Consider the following 17864-nt stretch of genomic DNA (forward strand, 5'->3'; position numbering starts at 1 on the left):
AAATAAAAGAAAGTAAAAAAGTTGTTATTCTGTTTCTATCCAGAAGTACAACCACTGTATCCACATTCAATGCAGATACTACAACCCTCTACGAATACCAAGTTGTTTTTACATGTAGGACATAATTTGTCTTCAGAAACGGCTTCTACTTTTGGAGCCTCTAGTTGAATTTCTTCATCATGTACTTTCAATTCCAATGAAGCATTGACTTGTGATTTGATGTATGGGTTTGTGATATTTTTGGTTACAAATGCAGTCATGAACTCACTTGGTGAGACCTCAAAGATCTTTGTTGCATTCTCACTTGTCATATGAAGAACTTGTTTGTGTCTTGAACCATCACGATAAACAGTCATTCCTTTTAGACCAATTTCGTGTGCAAGTAGATATGCAGATTTTACATCTTCGACTGTTACATCATACGGCATATTGATTGTTTTTGCAATTGCATTTCCAATCCAATCTTGCCATACACCTTGAGCCATTAAATGATCAGCCCAATGGATATCCATTGCTGTAACAAAGACATCTTGCATCCATTGCGGGATTTCATCTAATCCTTTCAATGAACCATAATTGTCTGCAATCTTTTCAAGAATTTCATCTGTATAGAGACCTTCTTCTTTGAGTGCTTCTTCAAGAATCTTGTTTGTATAGAAGAATCTTCCAACAGTAACTCTCTTCTCAAACACTAAAGCAAATGCAGGTTCCATTCCGTTTGAACAGTCTGCAATCATAGATAGCGTTCCAGTTGGTGCTACTGTAGTAGTTAAGACATTTCTAATACCATGTTTTTTGATTTCTTCAATGAGTGGTTCCCATTCATATGAATGAGATTCTTTTGATTTCTCATAGTATCCAGATATTGGAATCTTTCCTTCAGGGTATTCTGTCTTTGCACAAAGTGGGAACTCACCACGAGATCTTGCTAGTGCAACACTTTCTTCCATTGAATAGTATGTTAGGGCTTCAGATAGTTTTGATTGTAGTTCATATCCTTCTTGTGAATTGTAAGGAATTTTCAATCTGTATAACAAATCTGCGACTCCCATTACACCAAGTCCAATTCTTCTAGACTCTTTTGAGGCTGTACTAATTTCTGGAACTGGATAATTATTTACATCAATGATGTTATCCAAAAATCTTGTTGTCTTTCTGATAATCTCTTCATATCCTTGCCAATCAAATTCATAGGAACCATCAGCTTGTCTTTTTGCAAGATTTACCAAATTGATTGAACCCAAGTTACATGATTCGTATGGATAGAGACTTTGTTCACCACATGGATTTGTAGCTCTAAGTGGTGCTTGTCGTGCTTTAGCAAATACATTGTATTTGTTAATTTGATCAAAGAAGATCAAACCAGGTTCTGCGCTCTTCCATGCAGATAATGCAATTAGATCAATTAGTTGATGTGCATTGATTTCTTTTACAGGTTTTCTGTCACGTGGACTACGTAGGACATAGTTACCGTCAGTTGTATTTACAAGTGCATGCCAAAAGTCTTCCCAAATTCCAACACTTACATTGAAATTTTCTAAAACTCCGGCTTCAGTTTTGTTTGTGATGAATTTTTCAACATCAGGATGCCATGCTTCAATGATTCCCATATTTGCTCCACGTCTTTTTCCACCCTGTTTTACAACTTCAGTGACTGTATTGATGATATTCATGAAGGATACTGGACCAGATGCAACACCAGATGTTGATGCTACAATGTCACCCTCTTCACGAAGATTTGAGTAGTTAATTCCAACTCCACCACCAGACTTGAAGATTAATGCTGCATCAGAAGTAGATTTCATAATTTCTTCCATGCCATCCTCCATACCAAGTACAAAGCATGCTGAGAGTTGTCCTAGTCTTCCTCCAGCATTCATCATGGTTGGTGAGTTTGGTAGGAAGTCTTGCCCAGTCATCATTGTAAAGTATTCAGTGATTTTATCTGCATAACTTTCTAGTTTTTTGCCTGCTAGCAATGTCAATAGATCTTTGAAACTTATTTTCATCTGACCTTTGTTTGCAAGAGTCACATAGTGAGTGATTAAAGATCTAAAATGCCATTTATTGAAGAAATAATCTCCAACTTTGAATTTATAATCAAAGGCATCTAGTTTTTCAAGATAAGATTTTGCTTCATCTATATCCTGCTTGTTATTTCCGGATTTGTCAAAGATTTGTGAATCATATAACATATCACCAATTCCGACTAGAATTGCGACTCGCTCAAACATTTGTGTTGGTGATTCAATAATCTCACTTTTTGAATTTCTAAATAGATATCTCGATGCTAATACTCTCAGACAGTTTAAATCGAATTTTTTAGAGACTGGATCGAGGGCTTTAAGATTTAAGACCTTCATTTTTTCGTCTCTTAATTTTCTTCTTTCATGTCTGTAAACGATGTATGCTTTTGCAATATCGCTATTACCGCTATCGATTAAAGTTGACTCTACAATATCTTGAATATCTTCAACTGTAGGTGCTCTAGAGCTTGTAAATCCTTGCTCTACTAACTTGTTAACTACATCTGCTGCTAGTTTGTCGGCAACGCCACGATCGGCTTTAGAGGTGGCTGCCAATGCCTGATATATGGCATTTGAAATTTTATCTTTATTGAAAGCCGTGACTGTGCCACTGCGCTTACGGATCTTATTGATCGTATTTTCTATTTGTGAATTGTCCATTATAATCTCCCCAAAGAGGGTTAGAAAGAATTACTGTATAAACTGTTTGTCGGATTTTCCCAAAACTTTGATTCAATAAAATTGACAACGCTCCAATTTGCGTTGGATCGGTTCTACAATAGTATGAATTTCATATAGACATAACATTACTTACAGTTAGCGATGATCGCAATGTCTGAAACTGATCAAAAAATTTTCAAAAATGATCGGAACTAGTTTTTCATCTACGATTTTCAGACAACGTAAGGTGACTTACACTTTGGACATTTATCATCAAATGGTTCATCTTTGAATCCACACTCACCACAAATTGCAGTTGGTCTTACAGGTTTGAAAGAAGGTGTAAGCGTAGATGTTTTCTCTATTGCTTTTTTGATATCATCAACTTTAGCGTCTTTGTCAATTTGTAAAGTTACAAGAAGACCTCCGTTGAGTATCTTTGAGAGTTTGTTAGATTCAACAATAACCGGACTTTTTGCAGTTAAATCAGAGACTTCTGAAGCATTAACTACAATACCTTGAGAATAGTAATCAGCATCCATAGAATTTAGGCTCGAGTTTTTACCGTATTTTTCACCATCAAGGGTTGCAAAACGGACAGAACCTTCAGTTTCAGTCATAGAAATGGCCACTGTGTCGCCTAATTCTTTGCCTTTTTTGGCACCAACATCAACTGCAGTTTCAATGACTTTGTTAAGAATATCTCGTCCTTCCTTGTTGTCTTGGAATCCAAGTATGTTAAAGACTGCTTCTTTGAGACCTACTAAATTCACAACAAGGGATACAGAACTTCTCTGCATGTATTGTGTGTTCTTTGCTAAAATTGGATTAAGTCCTCTTCTAGTAAGATCTGAAATCTCTTTCTTTCTTAATGCCATAGAAGCCAAAGCTGGTTTCATCAACAAAGCAAGTCTTGCTCTAAAGTAAGTTTCATCTTTGTTTGATTCAAATGCTAATCTTGGAAGATTGATTGAAACAGATTGTAAGGTTATTGAAAGAGGGCCAGATGTTTTAGTAGATCCATTAGTAATACCATAACTAGATGTTTGACCTTTAGCAAACATTACTTTTCCACCGATTGAAAGAATTTCAGCTACTGCTTGCGATACATCTGTAATCTTTCCTTTATCAGCATCAATTATCAAACCAATTTTTGGAATTGGTGTAATTTTTGTATAATTTTTGTATGCATTGATAATTGCTGTAATTATTTTTGTATCAGTTCCTAATTGTAAACGAATTGAAATGTTAGTACTATTTTTATTATATTTTGAAGTTGTTGATGAGGTTGCAAATGCATCAGTTAGTTTTTGTTCAAGTTCTGGAATAGATTTGGAATGTTTTGCAAACAATGGAACTAGTCCATCAAGAACAATTTCTTGTGAAGCTTCTTTTGATAAAAGAGCGATTACTACAGAGAGTGAACTTGTAATTTCATCTAGTTGTTTTGATGCAGAAATTCTTGATACATCAAGATATTTTCCTCCAAGATCAACTCCATCTTCAATCAATTCTTTAATGTTAACAAATATTGTATCAGGAATCATAGACCAAACACCAGGATTTGAAATGTGCAAGTCACCAGAAAGATGTGAGTCTGCTACATCTTTAGGTAAAATATTTGTAAGAAGATGTTCAGCAAATACTCTTTGTCCTGTATTGAACAATAATCCCTCAGCACCATTATCTACATCATCTAAATTAGAAATCATCTCTTGAACATCATAAACAGGCAGACCTAGGCGTGCTAGTTTGTTCCTGTATTCTTCATGTCCGTGCTCAAGAAGTACAGAATTAACCATTTCTCGAATTAATGCGCCTGTCAGATAGGTTGTTTGATATTTGTAAATTCTATTTTCAACTTCTTCAGTAATTTTTTGTGCTAGTTCTAGCGGAAGACTTCCTTCACGTACAAGTGATTGAATAATTTTATGGGAATTGAATTCTTCAATTGATTCAGATGATGTTCTAACATACATCTTTCCACTTTCAATAATTGATCTTTCTTCAATTTGTCTTGCTAAACTCAAAACAAGTTTTCCAAGATTTGTAATGGTGTAACGTCTTTCAGATTTATTTAATGCAACAAGTGATTGTCTGAGTAATTTTCTCAAGTGGTATGCAAATTTTCCACTTTCTTTTTTTGATTTGAAACCAGCTAGGGATTTTAGTTCAGAATAAGTCAATGGGCCTTTAGAATTTAGGATTCTTAGGATATCAATTCTGTTTGGACTGGCCATGACAGAAAAGATCATTCTGACACGTTTTGAGGTGGATTGTAAGATTCCGCCTCTTTTTGGATCAGAGTCGTCTACGTCGTCATCTAGATCCATACCCAACTCAGAATCATCATCTAGTTCAGCACCAACATCTAGGTCTAATTCCAAATCTTCCTCGGTTTGTTTCACTGTTGTTCCTAAAATTAATGAAGTAAATAAGACTTGTGACTAGATAATTTGTTACGATTTTTGATCATATTCGTAAAAGATAAAAGATCTTTAAAGAAGATCATTTTGTTTATTTTTCTTGGACATCAAGTGAAAATTCTGATGTAGAAAGTTTCTGTCCACATGACGGACACTTTCCATTTGTTGGATTGAGTACGTCTTTTAGAGATTTTAACATCTTCATGTTTGTGATCTTTTCTCCGCATTTACCACATGTAATTTCAACTGACATGAATAGATTAAATATGTAAAATAATTAAGAAACGATTTTGATTTTTTTTAATAATTCAAGCAAATTATTTTACTGTTTTTCGATAAGAATTCCGCGTTCATCAAAACCAGCAATTTTTGCTCTAGTACCAACAGGGAGATCTGCAGGAGTAGCTATATTTGGCATAAATCCTGAAATTCTCAAATTCACATCATCTAATTGAAGGACAACAAAGGCGTATGGAGTATATTTTTCAAAGCCTGCAGGCGCCACAGTGATTATAGTATAGGTGGCAACTGAGCCTACACCGTCTAAAACAGTATCCTCAAATCCCTTACTACCACATTTTAGACAATAATATGCCGTAGACAAATGGAGATATCCACATTCAGTACATTTGTGAGTTAGAAGCTTGCCTTGTTTGGCAAATTCAATAAGTTGTTCTTCAATAGTCATTTTATACACTTTGGAATACGTGAACAGCACAACTTGCACCTGTTGCACCAAAGTTATGAGTTAAACCAATTTTTGCATCTTTAACAGTTCTTGCACCAGCTTTTCCAGTTAGTTGATCAAATACTTCTACTACTTGTCCAACACCTGTTGCACCAATTGGATGTCCTTTTGATTTAAGACCACCTGATGGATTAATAGAAATGTCAGAATTTAATTTTGTTCTACCTTCACGAACAGCTTGAACACCTTGTCCTTTATCAAAGAATCCCAAGTCTTCAGTGTCAACTACTTCTGCAATAGTGAAACAGTCATGTACTTCTGCAAAGTCAATATCTTTTGCAGTTATACCTGCCATCTTGTATGCATCTGCTGCTGCAAGCTTTGTACTTGGAATTGTTGTCATATGTTCACGTCCTTGTAATGCAGCAGGTGAACCACCTCTGCCTGAACCAATTACTTCAATGTAATCACCACCATGTGCTTTTGCAAACTTTTCAGAACAAAGAATAACAGAACTTGCACCATCAGAAAATGGACAGCAGTCATAAAGTTTTAGTGGACTTGCAACTACTGGAGATTTCATTACATCGTCAATAGTAATTTTCTTTTGCATGTGAGCTTTTGGATTAAGAAAACCGTTATCGTGATTTTTCACTGCAACTGCTGCAAAGTCTTCTTCAGTTGCATCAAACTCTGTCAAGTAAGCTCTTGCCATTGATGCAAACAATCCTGGAAACGATGCACCGGCTTGACCTTCATAAAAAAAGTCAGAACAATATGCAAAGTAAGTTGTTGTCCATTCAGTTCCTGTGTGAGTTACTTTTTCAACACCGGTTACAACTAGACAATCATAAAATCCTGCTGCAACATTTGCATAGGCTTCTCTAAAAGATACAGAGCCACTTCCACATGCGGACTCTATAGTTAATGATGGTTTATCTGGAATTCCTAATCGGCTCATCAATACTGGACCGAGGTGGACTTGCTTGTCAGCAACTCCGAAAACGTTTGAAATGTATGATGCTTGAATGTCTTTTGGGGAGATTCCTGCACTTTCTATGGCTGAAACTGACGCCTGAGTAGTGATATCTGCTATACTTTCATTTAATTTTCCATATTTGGTGCTACCAGCGCCAAGAACACAAACCTTTTCCACAAATGTCACTGACCCATTTCCCTATAAAAATTGTTTTAGTAAATTCATCATAGAAAATGCCAAGAAGGAAATCAAGTCTCAAAACTGTACAGATCAAAAAGCCTACAATGAGACATGTCGTCAAAACAACAAAATCAAAAACTAGCATCTTCAAAAAAGAAATCATTCAATATTTTGATAGTAATGGATTCCTATCTTGGTCCTCAAAAGAGAGAAAATACATTATTCTTGGGACAAATTCTCCAAAAAACGGTCTAGTACCATGTCCTGAATGCAAGCTTGGAGAGTTAATGGTAATTAAAAATAAAGCCACACGAAAACGATTCATGGGTTGTTCTAACTTTTATGGTGGATGTAAAGCATCATCACCGTTATTACAAAAAGCAAGAATGAGGGCTATGAAAAAACCATGCGATATATGCAAATGGCCAATGATAATTTTTCGTTATTCACGAAATCAGAAATGGACTAAACAGTGTGGAAATTTTAATTGTGAAAGCAGAAAAATTAAGCCTTCAAAGTAGGATAAACATCAGTTCTTCTGTTTTTTAACAAGGGTAAAATTTTTCGTGTTTGTTTTACTTTGTTCAAATCAATGTTTACAAAACTAATTCCTTGCTTCTGTTTCATGTCAAGTATGATTTTACCATAAGGATCAACTACTAAACTTCGTCCACAGTAAATGTTTCCAACTTGATCAGGTGCGATAACATAGCATCCATTTTCAATTGCACGTGTTTTATTAATTGTAATCCAATGTTCTTCTTTCATGTTACCTTTCACCCAAGCAGATGGTGCAACTAGTATTTCTGATCCTGCAGCTGCAAGTGATCTTGACATCTCTGGGAACCTCAAGTCATAACATATCATCATTCCAATTTTTCCTATAGATGTTTTAACTGGCTTTGCAATTTTTGAACCTGATTTCATCTTGTCTGATTCTTTGAATCCCAATGCATCATAGAGGTGTATTTTACGATAAGTAGAGATTACTTTACCGGATTTATCAATGACAAATGCAGTATCATAAACACGATTTTTTGTTGTGCTTTTCTCATAAAATGAGCCTATAACTTGGATTTTGTTTTCTTTTGCAGCTTTTACAAGAGTACTAACAAAATTTCCATTAATTGTTTCAGACAAATCTGCTAATTGTTTTGGAGTTTGTGCCGAGTTTGTGTAAAACATCATAAATTCCGGAAATGCACATAAAGTTGCTTTTTTTGATGCAGCTTTTGAAATAAATGAAATTATTTTTTTGAGATTTACTTCTTTGTTTGTTGATGCTGTGAATTGTACTACTGCAACTTTCATGAATTTGATTGATTGTATTATAATAAAAGGATAAACTTGTGGTACAATTTAGAAATGTACCATTTTCTTATTATGCAAATTCATTGTATTCAATACAAACCGATCATAGTGTGTATGTCAACCCTAGACTGGAGGGGATATTTTCCAGTCAAATATTTTTAAAAATAATTAAAGTTGGTTTCCTGCTAAAAACCAATTTTCTTTAGGATTGTCTTCAAAAACAACAATAACGTGACTTTCTTTTGTTTTTAGAATATCAACTGCTGATTTTGTGATTGCTTTTGCGTATTCGTCCTTTTGTTCCTGAGTTCTACCAGGATACATTGACACTGTAATCAGAGGCATGTGAATTTCAAATGGATTGGGGGATTTATTCTTTCAATAATCTGGTCTGTAACCATAACGTGTCCCATACATAGAATCAGAACGATGAGTTTTTTTTGTAGATATAGCCAGCTGCTAATCCTACTAAAAATCCTCCAATGTGTGCAAGAAATGCTACTCCACCACTTGATGCACCAAATCCACCAATAAAAAATGGAATTAAATTCTGAAATACAAACCAAAAAGGTAAGAACCATCTAGCTTGAACATGCATCATAAAGTATCCCATAAGAGTTAGAATTCTAGCTCTTGGGAAAATAATTAGATAAGCTCCGAGAACTCCCGAAATTGCACCGGATGCACCAACTGCAGGAATAGGACTTGTAGGTTCACCTAAAACATGAATTAATCCAGCAACAATTCCCCAAATTAAATAAATTAAAAGAAATTTTAATTTTCCAAATTTGTGTTCTATATTATCACCAAATACCCACAAAAATAACATGTTACCACCAAAATGCAAAAGTCCTCCATGCATGAAAGTAGAAGTCAGTAAAGAGATGTATGAAACACTTGGACAAGAAAGTGAAACTGTACCACCACCAAAATTAATGAGAGATGCAGTAGCACCGGTAATACAATTTGGGACAGCACCCCAATTGTAATACATGCTGATTGTATTTGCATGAATTCCACTTGCATCTACCATTTCAAAATCAAAAAATTGTCCAGTAATTGCAACTTGAATAAAAAATACAATTGTATTTGTTATGATTAATCCAATTGTAATTTTAGGCTTAAAACCAGGTGGAGTTGGGTTTTCATCTTTTAAAGGAATCATGAATTAATTCAATTCAATAAAAATCGTATAATAAGATTATTTAGTATTTTAAAATATAAGATGAGAAACAGTTACCAAAATGACTCCTTTGTTTCTCACCTAACTATGGCCTGTGTAATTTACTATACAATAGATAAAAACAAAATTGGTACATTCGTAAGATGTATTAAAAAAATGAAAAAGAAAAAAGAATTTTAAGATTATTCTTCTGGGTGGTGTTCAACATCAACAAGTAGACCTTTTTTATCTAATTTATCACAGATTTTTTCGCCATCACTTGTTGGTTCAATAAATCCTCTAAGAACACCTACTCCTCCATCACCATGAATCATTGTGAAAAGATTTCCCTCACACAAATTCTTTAGTTGTGAAGTTAAAGTTTCTGAGTTATCGTGACCACCATAAGTTTGGTTTTCATCACTATCATCCCAAATTCCTTTAATGATTCCTTTAGTTGGTTTTACAACTAAATCATTATCATCTTCTCCAGGTGCTTTGTAGACATTAAGAACATGTGCTCCTCCAGTACCTTCATGAAGATGTAATTTACTAACATCATCAGAAGTTTCTAAAGTTGCTCCACCACTAATATCCATATTTTTAATGGATATTCTATACTTTAGAGCATCACCATGTTTATCCAACCAAAATTTAGCTGTAGCAGTACCTTCAAAATCCCCAGGGGTAGAAGGAACAGCACTTAATGTTGCAGTAAAGCTTGGATCTTTCTTAAACTTCCACTTGTTATCTGCAGCTTCTGCTTCTTGTAGTGTCACTACAGTGACAGCAGAAATTGCGAGTATTGTAGCTAGTGAAAATACTAGCAAGTTTGCTTTTGTTTGCATTATAAATGATTTCCAGTTTTTTTATAAAACGAATCTGGGTTATTCGACGAATGTACCTATCAAATTACAATTATTTTTCTTTTTACAAGATTTTCAATTATATTTAGAAACTCATCATCAGAAATCTTTTCTTCATGCCACCATTCTGTTGAAATTTTTACCCATGAAGGAACATCCCATTGTGATTCAGCAATTACATCTCTTTCAGGGACTGATGCAATTTGTTTTTCAAAAAGGAAATCGATACCTTCTAGAAATTCTGAATCAGAAATCTGATTGTTTACCCACCAATCAGCATTAGTCTTAATCCACTGTGGAATTTTTGGCATTTCAGGAGGCAATCCTTTATCAAAACCGGAAATTTTAAGCGTACCCTGTGATGTAGGTCCAACTGTAAATGCAACATGCCAAAAGCCCATCTCATCTATACTTTGAATAAAATCTACTGGTTCATCATTTAGAGTAACAGAAAATTTTTCATTTCCAGAAATTGGTGGGAATTCAAAATTTGCATATGTCTCTAATGGATAACTATTGTAACCTCTAATGCTAAGAGTTGTTCCTGATTCATCAAATTTTGCAGCAGAATACCATGCACCTGAGTCATATCTAAAATCAAAATTTCCATCATTTTTCTTTGCAGTAATTGGAATTACAGTAGTATCAACGGGTGCAAAACAGCTGTAATAGAACACATCTTGAGTAATTGCAGGATCTGGATACATTGAGAAATCTAAAATTTCCCCGGGTTCAATTTTTTCAATAAATTCAATGTTTTGTGTAATATCTAATACATTTTCATATCCATGAACAACAGCATAGATTTTAGGATAAAATATGGTTTGATCACCTGTGTTTTGAATTCTTCCTGTAATGTGACCATCATTATATTTTATCAGAGTTTTGTCATACAATATTTGAATTGGAATTTCATGTGTAATTGCTTTTTGGAATGTTATTTCAGGATTAACAAGTATTGGAGTATTAGATAATAACTCAGGGAATTTTATCTTAAATGGTATTTCTTTTTCAGGGCCTAATGGAACATGGTTAATTATTTTTGAAATTGTTTTAGAATCATCAATTACAGAAACAGTAATTGTTGGTACTACTCCAAAATTATTTGTATTTTTTACGTTCCCTACAACAGTATAGATTCCATTAGAATCAAAATATCCTAGATATTCATGTAATGGGATATAGACATCAGCAAATGCTAATTGAGGAACAAACAACATGACAAATAGAAATCCAAATAATATTGGAATTTTTGAGGCTAAATTTCTAGAAGGAATTGATAATATCTTCGAATCCAGCTGTTGGTTTTTCAAGTAAGCTTGGTCTATAGTCTTCAATTAATTTATCAATAAGATCTCTTGCTTTAATATGATATCTCTTTTTTAATTCTACTAATCTAATCTCTACTAATCCATCATCTACAATTTGTGATAGATACAAGGAAACTGTTGATGGTGATTTTTTAACTGCCTTTACTAGTTGTGAAAATTCTAATCCATCATTTTCAATTAATGCAAGTAACAAATCCCGAGGAGTTTGTTTTCGTAAAGCTTTGATTACAATTGATTCATCTTCGGTAATTTTTGGTGGATAAAATCTTGATTGACGCGGTCCACGAATCACCTTGATGATACCGCTTTTTTCTAATTTACCAAGATAATGACTCAATACTCCATTTTTTAATCCAGATGAACGCATAATTTCTCGGAATTGAATTCCCGGATTTTGTTCAATGATTTGTTGTAATTGTAAATCCCTATCAGTCATTTCTAAAGACTCCTAATGCCAATAACCCTAATGTCAAAAATGTCAATAAATGTCCTACCTCAGAGAGAGTCACATCACCAATATCAAAGACGGATGGCCATGTAGCATCCACTAGTAAAACAACTTCTGCTGCAATAAAATTGGTAAAAGCTGCAGCACTAAGTAAAAGTCGCTTTGTTCTTAATCTATAATATGCAAAAGTTGCAAGTACTGAGATAAAGACTGCAAGTGTAATTCCACCAACATGCAAAAAGATGTGTGCTAAATGATAACCATGTAATAAATGTGGAATAATTATCGGCATTGCTAAAATTGCAATAACACCAGCAACAACAATTGAAAACAATGTGGATTTTCTCTCAACTATTCTCTCAGGCCTAAACAAAGTGATCAAAATATCGATTTTAGAGATTTAAAGTGACTGGTTCATTGATCGAATAGGAATCGATCAAACACTAAGAATTCCAAATTTTATCATAAACTCCAAACCTTGAACAAATGTTATATCATCTATTTGACCATCTGCCCACCATGCAGCATTGTTTCTAATCCAAGAAGGGATTTCCTGAGATTCTGAAGTTTCTTGTTGTGTTTGTGGAATTAGAATAATTTTATTTTGAATCATATATTCAATTCCTTGAATGAATGTTTTATCATCTATTTGCTCTTGAGACCACCACAATGCATTGTTTCTAATCCAATCAGGAATTGAAATCTCATTTGATGCTATTCTATCAATTACAACAGGAAATGTTGCCTTTGCAAGTTTGTTGCCATCTAAATTTTTGAAATTAAGATTTACAATGCCAGTTACATCATCGGGAATCATAAATTCTGCAATGTTATGTTCATCTCTAGAATCAGTACTAATTCCATTTTTTTCAAAAATTATTCTTTCATTTTGAGTTACTGAAAATTCATAATTTGTCGCAACTGGTTTATTCTTTAAGAAAATATCAGTTACATCAAAAAGTATTTTTGCATTTGAATTTGATTTTAGATTTTCAGGTTCTGAAGACACAAGAATTCTAAATTGCCCATTATCAGTAACTGCACTAAGATGAGCATAATCACGATCTGGAGTTATAATAAAGTCCATTCCATTTTGGTTTGAATTATTATCAAAAATTTTCTGTAACTCTTTTTGATATATTATAAAATGAACAATTCGTCCATCAGCAAAAAAGTCATCAATGTTTACAATATCTTGTGATAATTGTACTCCATTGACATACATTGTAAATCCAGATACTAGTAAATCACCAAATTTTTTTGGAATTACCAATTCTTGATGAACTACTGATGTTTGATTGATGTTAGATTGACTCCACTCAAACGGCATGAAAAAGCTAATTTCTTTAGAATTAGGATCATAATTGAAATTTGAAATTTTATCATAGTAAGTAATCACATGAATGTTTTGTTCACCAAAGTTTGGATCAACAAAATCATGTCTAGATGTTTGAGCTATTGAAATTCCGGCGTTAAAGACTAGAGGCTCATCTAATTTTTGAGAATATCCATCAGCAGTCAATACACTAACATCTAATTTGTATAATCCACCTTCGCTTAGTTTAGGTCCTTTAACATGAACCATTCTGCTTTCAAGACCCAATAATGACCCAAATAGCCCTCCTCCATTTTCTTCCTCTAAAATAATTGAATCAGTTTCTTCGGATACAAAATTAAAAACTATGAATCCATTGTCTGCTTTGAATTCTTGCTCAAAAAGAAATTCTTCTCCACGTTCAGACTTGATAAGAAATGTAACATCTCGTAGAGTAATTTTTGAATTAAAATCAATTAATGAAATTGATATTTGCTGATCATCACTTGTATTAGGATCACTTTTTGATGATGATACTTCCAAAGTTACTAGTTTACCATTTAGATCAACTGGTGGAAAAGTTTCACTTCCTACGCCATGGCCATAGACATTATCAAATCCAACAATAGATAAAATTATTAAAAATGCAAGTAATGGAAAACTTTTCAATCTAGGTCCACTTGTCAGGATTTTTCTTTCGAATTTCTTTTCCATCAACTGTAATCTGATCTTGTTCTTCAAAAACTGTATGCCATCTACCGTTGTCAGGAAAAATTTTATTCATTTCTTCAACTTTATCACTTGTTGGTGCCTTGTTCATCAAAGCTCCCCATCTCATGTTAGGAACTTTTGGCATGATATCATTGATGTCTTTCATTATACTATCACTTTACTGAATTTGTTTAAAAACCTATGATTGAATTCTCATAATTCCTTCTTTAATCAAATATTGAATTCCTTGAATGAATGAATCATCATCGATTTGTCCTGCTGCCCACCACTCTGCATTGTTTTTAATCCAGCCTGGTATATCACTTGAACCAGAACCAATTCCTTGTGAAGTTGGAGGAATTTTTAGAACATTTTCTTTAATCAAATATTGAATGCCTTGAACAAATGAACCATCATCGATTTGTCCTGCTGCCCACCACTCTGCATTGTTTTTAATCCAACTAGGAATTGGTGTTTTTTCAGGTATTGAAGTTGTTGGAGAACCTGGACCAATCTCAATTATTGCTGAACCAATTCCAGCATACTTTGGATCATAATCCAATCCAGTTCCATAAACTAAGATATCAACACGAATTTGACCAGCAGATGGAACAAAGATTTTCTGTATATCTAATCCTTCAATGGATGTAATTCCAGGATTGAGAGGGTCATCTCCATCATTTCGAGCTATTTCATTATCAAATTCATCTAAAACAACATAGGCGTATTTTAGATCTTTGATTAAATCTCTATTTTCATTAAAGAATGTAAACTCAAATGGAACATTCTGATTTGCACCATATTTTCCATCCCATGAAATGTTAACTGTTGTTGGGACTTGTTCAAAGCTTTTAGTATCTACTAGATAAAATTCAGTAGAACTTTTTGATATTTCTGCTAATGGAACTAATTTCAAATCCATTTGTTGATTATCATAATTAGAAGGCCCAAGAGTTTTGTTAATTTTCTCTAATTCATTTTTGGTAATTAAGAAATGAACAATGTTTGAATCCTCTGATGAATATGGATCATTAAGTAATGCTCTCTGATCAATTTCAACACCATTAACATATCCTTTGAATTGCTTCCCATCTGCATAAGGTGCAAATGATTTAGGAACTCTTACTTCTTCATGTACTACTTGTACCAAGTTTACATAATCAGGACTCCAATCAAATGGCATATCAAATGAAATTGAATTATCAGATGTATCAAATTCAAAGTTATCAACATCATCATAGTATGTTTTTATAACTACTGGGATTTCTTCAGCATTTGCTGTTTGGAAAGAAAATTTTTGTTCTTGTGCAACACTGACAAAAGTCTCATAGCTTAGTAAATTAGCTAATACTGTTCTTGGACTAGTAGCAGCCTCTATGTCAACTCGAATCTTATACAATCCACCTTTTACAAATATAGGACCTGTAATTGATGGTCTTCCACAAATTTCTAAATTATCATCAGTGCATGCTGCACCTTGAACAAATAATGCACCAGGTGCACTAACATGTTCAGAACCACCATAAATGGAGCATTTTTCAAGAAGGCTTTCATTACATCCAGTTTTTGGTTTAATTTTCACATCTAATCTACCATCTAAATCATAAAACAAATTTCTAGCTAAAAGTTCACCACTTTGCCAAACTTCTATTCTGTAAGTTACTTTGTCAAGATTCTTGTCAGTTAATGTATCAAAGAATCGTATTTGCATGTTAGCAGAATCAAGTTCTCCAACTGTAATATCAGATGGACTCAATTGTGTACGAACAGTTACCTCCATATCACCAAATGTTAGTGGTTCAGCTTGATCTCCACCAAGTCCATGTCCAAATGCATCAGGAAGAACAGTGGCAATTGAGAAAATACCAATAATTGAAATGAATAATGTAAACTTGCTATACAATACAAAAATTGCGTTCATTCCATATTTAAAGCTGGCACAGTATTCCTATGCGTGATAATTTTTTTCATTTGAAAAACAGAGTACGACTTTTATTTCCGATTTTTAAAGTAAGTATATGAAAATTTTACTTGTACTGTTACTAATTCCATTATTGACTATTCCTGCATTTGCAGAATCCCAAACTTTACCTACTGAGAAAGGAACACTTGATGTAAAATTAACACATGATGAAATAGAACCAAATGTTCAAACAAAAATCAATATTGATTTTCTAAATCCTCAAACCAAAAAAATTCAAGAGCATATTGATTATACAATATCAGTTTCTAAAGATGGAGAAAAAGTCTTTGGACCAATTCCACTAACTCATACTTCAGTTGGATCAGTTAAGATTCCAATTGAATTCAATCTTGGCGAAGGTGTGTATACAATGGACTTTGAAATCGAAGGAATTCTATTTCAGCCAATTCCTACTGAAACAGTATCATTTGATATTACAGTAGGAGAAGCACATGCACAACCAACACCAAACAATGATGTTCCACCTACTGAAGAAAATGGTGGATGTTTAATTGCAACTGCAGCATATGGTTCTGAAATGGCGCCACAAATTCAACAATTACGAGAACTTAGAGATAATACTGTATTATCAACAAAGTCTGGAATTGCTTTTATGAGTGGATTTAATCAATTCTATTATTCATTTTCACCTAGTGTAGCTGACTATGAAAGAGAGAATCCTGTTTTCAAAGAAATTGTAAAAGTTGGATTAACTCCAATGCTATCATCATTATCATTACTTAATCTAGTTGAGATTGATTCAGAGCAAGAAATACTGGGATATGGAGTCTCCATCATTTTACTAAATATTGGAATGTATGTTGGAATCCCTGCATTTGGAATTCTAAAGTTGTACCAGTTTAGAAAAAACTAGTTCCAAGTCTGGAAATTCCAGTGAGGTTTTTATGTATCCAACCAAGTAATTTGTTTAATGAAGACTAAAGCAATTAGCTCTTTCTTCGTACTATTTGCTATCGTAGCTGGTATTGTCGCAATGGCACCAGGTGCATATGCAGATCATGCTGAAGTAACAGTTATTCCAGCAGCAGGTTCTGGTTCTCCAGGATGTGAAGAAACACCAGAAGGATGTTTCATTCCAATGATTGCAACTGTCGATGTTGGTGGAAAAGTAATTTTCTCAAACACTGATAGTGCAGCACATACATTCACATCAGGAGAGGCAACAGATTCTGATTCAGTCGGAGTAGTATTTGATTCTAGTTTAGTAATGGCTGGAAACACATACGAATGGACTCCAACTGAAGTAGGTGATCAACCATACTTCTGTATAGTTCATCCATGGATGGCAGGAATAATCACAGTACAAGGAATTGAAGAAGACGATCATGGTGATGAAATGATGATGCCAACAGGTGCTGCATCAGCAACAGGAATGTTGTCTGACGGTACTAAAGTTTCAATTTGGACAACAGCACCAACAAAAGGTGAGATGATGGAAATCAGTGTTCAATTTGAAGGTGCAGAACATGTCAATCACGATATGAAAGTCACACAAAATGGTAATACAGTGCTAGATGATAAAGCTGCACACCATCACGATGGAAAAGGAGTTCATACAACAAAAGCTCTTAGCACATCTGATCCAGTAAATGTAACAATTACTTTCCAAGGTTATGGAGTAAATGATCCAAAGACTGGACCAATTGGTGAACAAGTAGTATTCTCAAACGTTGTCCCAGAATTTGGTACAATTGCAATGATGATACTAGCTGTAGCAATCATAAGCATCGTAGCAGTAACTGCAAAATCTAGAGTCGTTCCAAGATTTTAGGAATT

General features: G+C 33.9%; 18 protein-coding genes. 3 read left to right on the forward strand and 15 right to left on the reverse strand.

Annotated features, from left to right (window positions below):
* Nucleotides 1-35 precede the first annotated feature (35 nt).
* From C5F49_RS08735 to C5F49_RS08755, 5 genes are all read right to left on the reverse strand, one after another.
* Nucleotides 36-2687 (reverse strand): adenosylcobalamin-dependent ribonucleoside-diphosphate reductase, encoded by a 2652-nt coding sequence (locus tag C5F49_RS08735; protein ID WP_179362589.1) that lies wholly within the window; start codon nt 2685-2687, stop codon nt 36-38.
* Nucleotides 2688-2920: 233 nt separating this feature from the next.
* Entirely contained in the window at nt 2921-5020 is a 2100-nt protein-coding gene (nrdD, locus tag C5F49_RS08740; protein WP_425489654.1) for an anaerobic ribonucleoside-triphosphate reductase, read from the reverse strand.
* A 184-nt stretch (nt 5021-5204) separates the two neighbouring features.
* The gene (locus C5F49_RS08745) at nt 5205-5366 is read right to left on the reverse strand and encodes a hypothetical protein (protein ID WP_179360698.1); all 162 of its coding nucleotides are present in this window, start codon (nt 5364-5366) and stop codon (nt 5205-5207) included.
* A gap of 69 nt (nt 5367-5435) precedes the next feature.
* Nucleotides 5436-5801 (reverse strand): Zn-ribbon domain-containing OB-fold protein, encoded by a 366-nt coding sequence (locus C5F49_RS08750; protein WP_179362591.1) that lies wholly within the window; start codon nt 5799-5801, stop codon nt 5436-5438.
* Nucleotide 5802: 1 nt separating this feature from the next.
* Nucleotides 5803-6966, reverse strand: coding sequence for a thiolase domain-containing protein (locus C5F49_RS08755; protein WP_179362592.1), 1164 nt, complete (start codon nt 6964-6966; stop codon nt 5803-5805).
* A 98-nt stretch (nt 6967-7064) separates the two neighbouring features.
* Here C5F49_RS08755 and C5F49_RS08760 point away from each other — a divergent pair, with 98 nt between their 5' ends.
* Entirely contained in the window at nt 7065-7481 is a 417-nt protein-coding gene (locus C5F49_RS08760) for a DNA topoisomerase (protein WP_246275334.1), read from the forward strand.
* Here C5F49_RS08760 and C5F49_RS08765 read toward each other — a convergent pair.
* The 10 genes from C5F49_RS08765 to C5F49_RS08810 all read right to left on the reverse strand — a co-directional run bounded on the left by C5F49_RS08765 (nt 7465) and on the right by C5F49_RS08810 (nt 16007).
* Complete coding sequence (locus tag C5F49_RS08765; protein WP_179362594.1) at nt 7465-8271, reverse strand: carbon-nitrogen hydrolase family protein; 807 nt, start codon at nt 8269-8271, stop codon at nt 7465-7467. The two genes, C5F49_RS08760 and C5F49_RS08765, sit on opposite strands and share 17 nt — an antisense overlap.
* A gap of 168 nt (nt 8272-8439) precedes the next feature.
* On the reverse strand, nt 8440-8616 hold the full coding sequence (locus tag C5F49_RS08770; protein WP_179362595.1) for a tautomerase family protein: 177 nt from the start codon (nt 8614-8616) through the stop codon (nt 8440-8442).
* Nucleotides 8617-8692: 76 nt separating this feature from the next.
* Nucleotides 8693-9436 (reverse strand): rhomboid family intramembrane serine protease, encoded by a 744-nt coding sequence (locus tag C5F49_RS08775; RefSeq protein ID WP_246275335.1) that lies wholly within the window; start codon nt 9434-9436, stop codon nt 8693-8695.
* A 200-nt stretch (nt 9437-9636) separates the two neighbouring features.
* Complete coding sequence (locus C5F49_RS08780; RefSeq protein WP_179362596.1) at nt 9637-10281, reverse strand: CHRD domain-containing protein; 645 nt, start codon at nt 10279-10281, stop codon at nt 9637-9639.
* A 59-nt stretch (nt 10282-10340) separates the two neighbouring features.
* Nucleotides 10341-11519, reverse strand: coding sequence for a peptidase (locus tag C5F49_RS08785; RefSeq protein ID WP_246275336.1), 1179 nt, complete (start codon nt 11517-11519; stop codon nt 10341-10343).
* Between the two features lie 46 nt (nt 11520-11565).
* The gene (locus tag C5F49_RS08790) at nt 11566-12066 is read right to left on the reverse strand and encodes a winged helix-turn-helix transcriptional regulator (RefSeq protein WP_179362597.1); all 501 of its coding nucleotides are present in this window, start codon (nt 12064-12066) and stop codon (nt 11566-11568) included.
* Nucleotides 12059-12451 (reverse strand): hypothetical protein, encoded by a 393-nt coding sequence (locus C5F49_RS08795; protein WP_179362598.1) that lies wholly within the window; start codon nt 12449-12451, stop codon nt 12059-12061. Before C5F49_RS08795 ends, C5F49_RS08790 begins: the two co-directional genes overlap by 8 nt.
* Nucleotides 12452-12514: 63 nt before the next feature.
* Nucleotides 12515-14107: a peptidase gene (locus C5F49_RS08800; protein WP_179362599.1), complete on the reverse strand. Its 1593-nt coding sequence runs from the start codon at nt 14105-14107 to the stop codon at nt 12515-12517.
* Nucleotides 14064-14270: a hypothetical protein gene (locus C5F49_RS08805; RefSeq protein WP_179362600.1), complete on the reverse strand. Its 207-nt coding sequence runs from the start codon at nt 14268-14270 to the stop codon at nt 14064-14066. Before C5F49_RS08805 ends, C5F49_RS08800 begins: the two co-directional genes overlap by 44 nt.
* Before the next feature lie 33 nt (nt 14271-14303).
* Nucleotides 14304-16007 carry a peptidase gene (locus C5F49_RS08810; protein ID WP_179362601.1) on the reverse strand — a complete coding sequence of 568 codons (1704 nt, stop codon included), beginning with the start codon at nt 16005-16007 and terminating at the stop codon, nt 14304-14306.
* Nucleotides 16008-16122: 115 nt separating this feature from the next.
* Here C5F49_RS08810 and C5F49_RS08815 point away from each other — a divergent pair, with 115 nt between their 5' ends.
* Entirely contained in the window at nt 16123-16941 is an 819-nt protein-coding gene (locus C5F49_RS08815) for a CFI-box-CTERM domain-containing protein (protein ID WP_179362602.1), read from the forward strand.
* A 57-nt stretch (nt 16942-16998) separates the two neighbouring features.
* Nucleotides 16999-17859, forward strand: a complete 861-nt coding sequence (locus C5F49_RS08820; RefSeq protein WP_179362603.1) for a PEFG-CTERM sorting domain-containing protein — start codon at nt 16999-17001, stop codon at nt 17857-17859.
* Nucleotides 17860-17864: the final 5 nt, after the last annotated feature.

The organism is Nitrosopumilus oxyclinae (assembly GCF_013407165.1).
GTDB classification, from domain to species: domain Archaea; phylum Thermoproteota; class Nitrososphaeria; order Nitrososphaerales; family Nitrosopumilaceae; genus Nitrosopumilus; species Nitrosopumilus oxyclinae.

Coding starts and splice junctions, on each gene's coding strand:
- C5F49_RS08735 (WP_179362589.1), bottom strand. CDS start 2,687: ATGGACAATTCACAAATAGAAAATACGATCAATAAGATCCGTAAGCGC.
- nrdD (WP_425489654.1), bottom strand. CDS start 5,020: ATGGATCTAGATGACGACGTAGACGACTCTGATCCAAAAAGAGGCGGA.
- C5F49_RS08745 (WP_179360698.1), bottom strand. CDS start 5,366: ATGTCAGTTGAAATTACATGTGGTAAATGCGGAGAAAAGATCACAAAC.
- C5F49_RS08750 (WP_179362591.1), bottom strand. CDS start 5,801: ATGACTATTGAAGAACAACTTATTGAATTTGCCAAACAAGGCAAGCTT.
- C5F49_RS08760 (WP_246275334.1), top strand. CDS start 7,065: ATGAGACATGTCGTCAAAACAACAAAATCAAAAACTAGCATCTTCAAA.
- C5F49_RS08765 (WP_179362594.1), bottom strand. CDS start 8,271: ATGAAAGTTGCAGTAGTACAATTCACAGCATCAACAAACAAAGAAGTA.
- C5F49_RS08770 (WP_179362595.1), bottom strand. CDS start 8,616: ATGCCTCTGATTACAGTGTCAATGTATCCTGGTAGAACTCAGGAACAA.
- C5F49_RS08775 (WP_246275335.1), bottom strand. CDS start 9,436: ATGATTCCTTTAAAAGATGAAAACCCAACTCCACCTGGTTTTAAGCCT.
- C5F49_RS08780 (WP_179362596.1), bottom strand. CDS start 10,281: ATGCAAACAAAAGCAAACTTGCTAGTATTTTCACTAGCTACAATACTC.
- C5F49_RS08785 (WP_246275336.1), bottom strand. CDS start 11,519: ATGTTGTTTGTTCCTCAATTAGCATTTGCTGATGTCTATATCCCATTA.
- C5F49_RS08790 (WP_179362597.1), bottom strand. CDS start 12,066: ATGACTGATAGGGATTTACAATTACAACAAATCATTGAACAAAATCCG.
- C5F49_RS08800 (WP_179362599.1), bottom strand. CDS start 14,107: ATGGAAAAGAAATTCGAAAGAAAAATCCTGACAAGTGGACCTAGATTG.
- C5F49_RS08805 (WP_179362600.1), bottom strand. CDS start 14,270: ATGAAAGACATCAATGATATCATGCCAAAAGTTCCTAACATGAGATGG.
- C5F49_RS08815 (WP_179362602.1), top strand. CDS start 16,123: ATGAAAATTTTACTTGTACTGTTACTAATTCCATTATTGACTATTCCT.
- C5F49_RS08820 (WP_179362603.1), top strand. CDS start 16,999: ATGAAGACTAAAGCAATTAGCTCTTTCTTCGTACTATTTGCTATCGTA.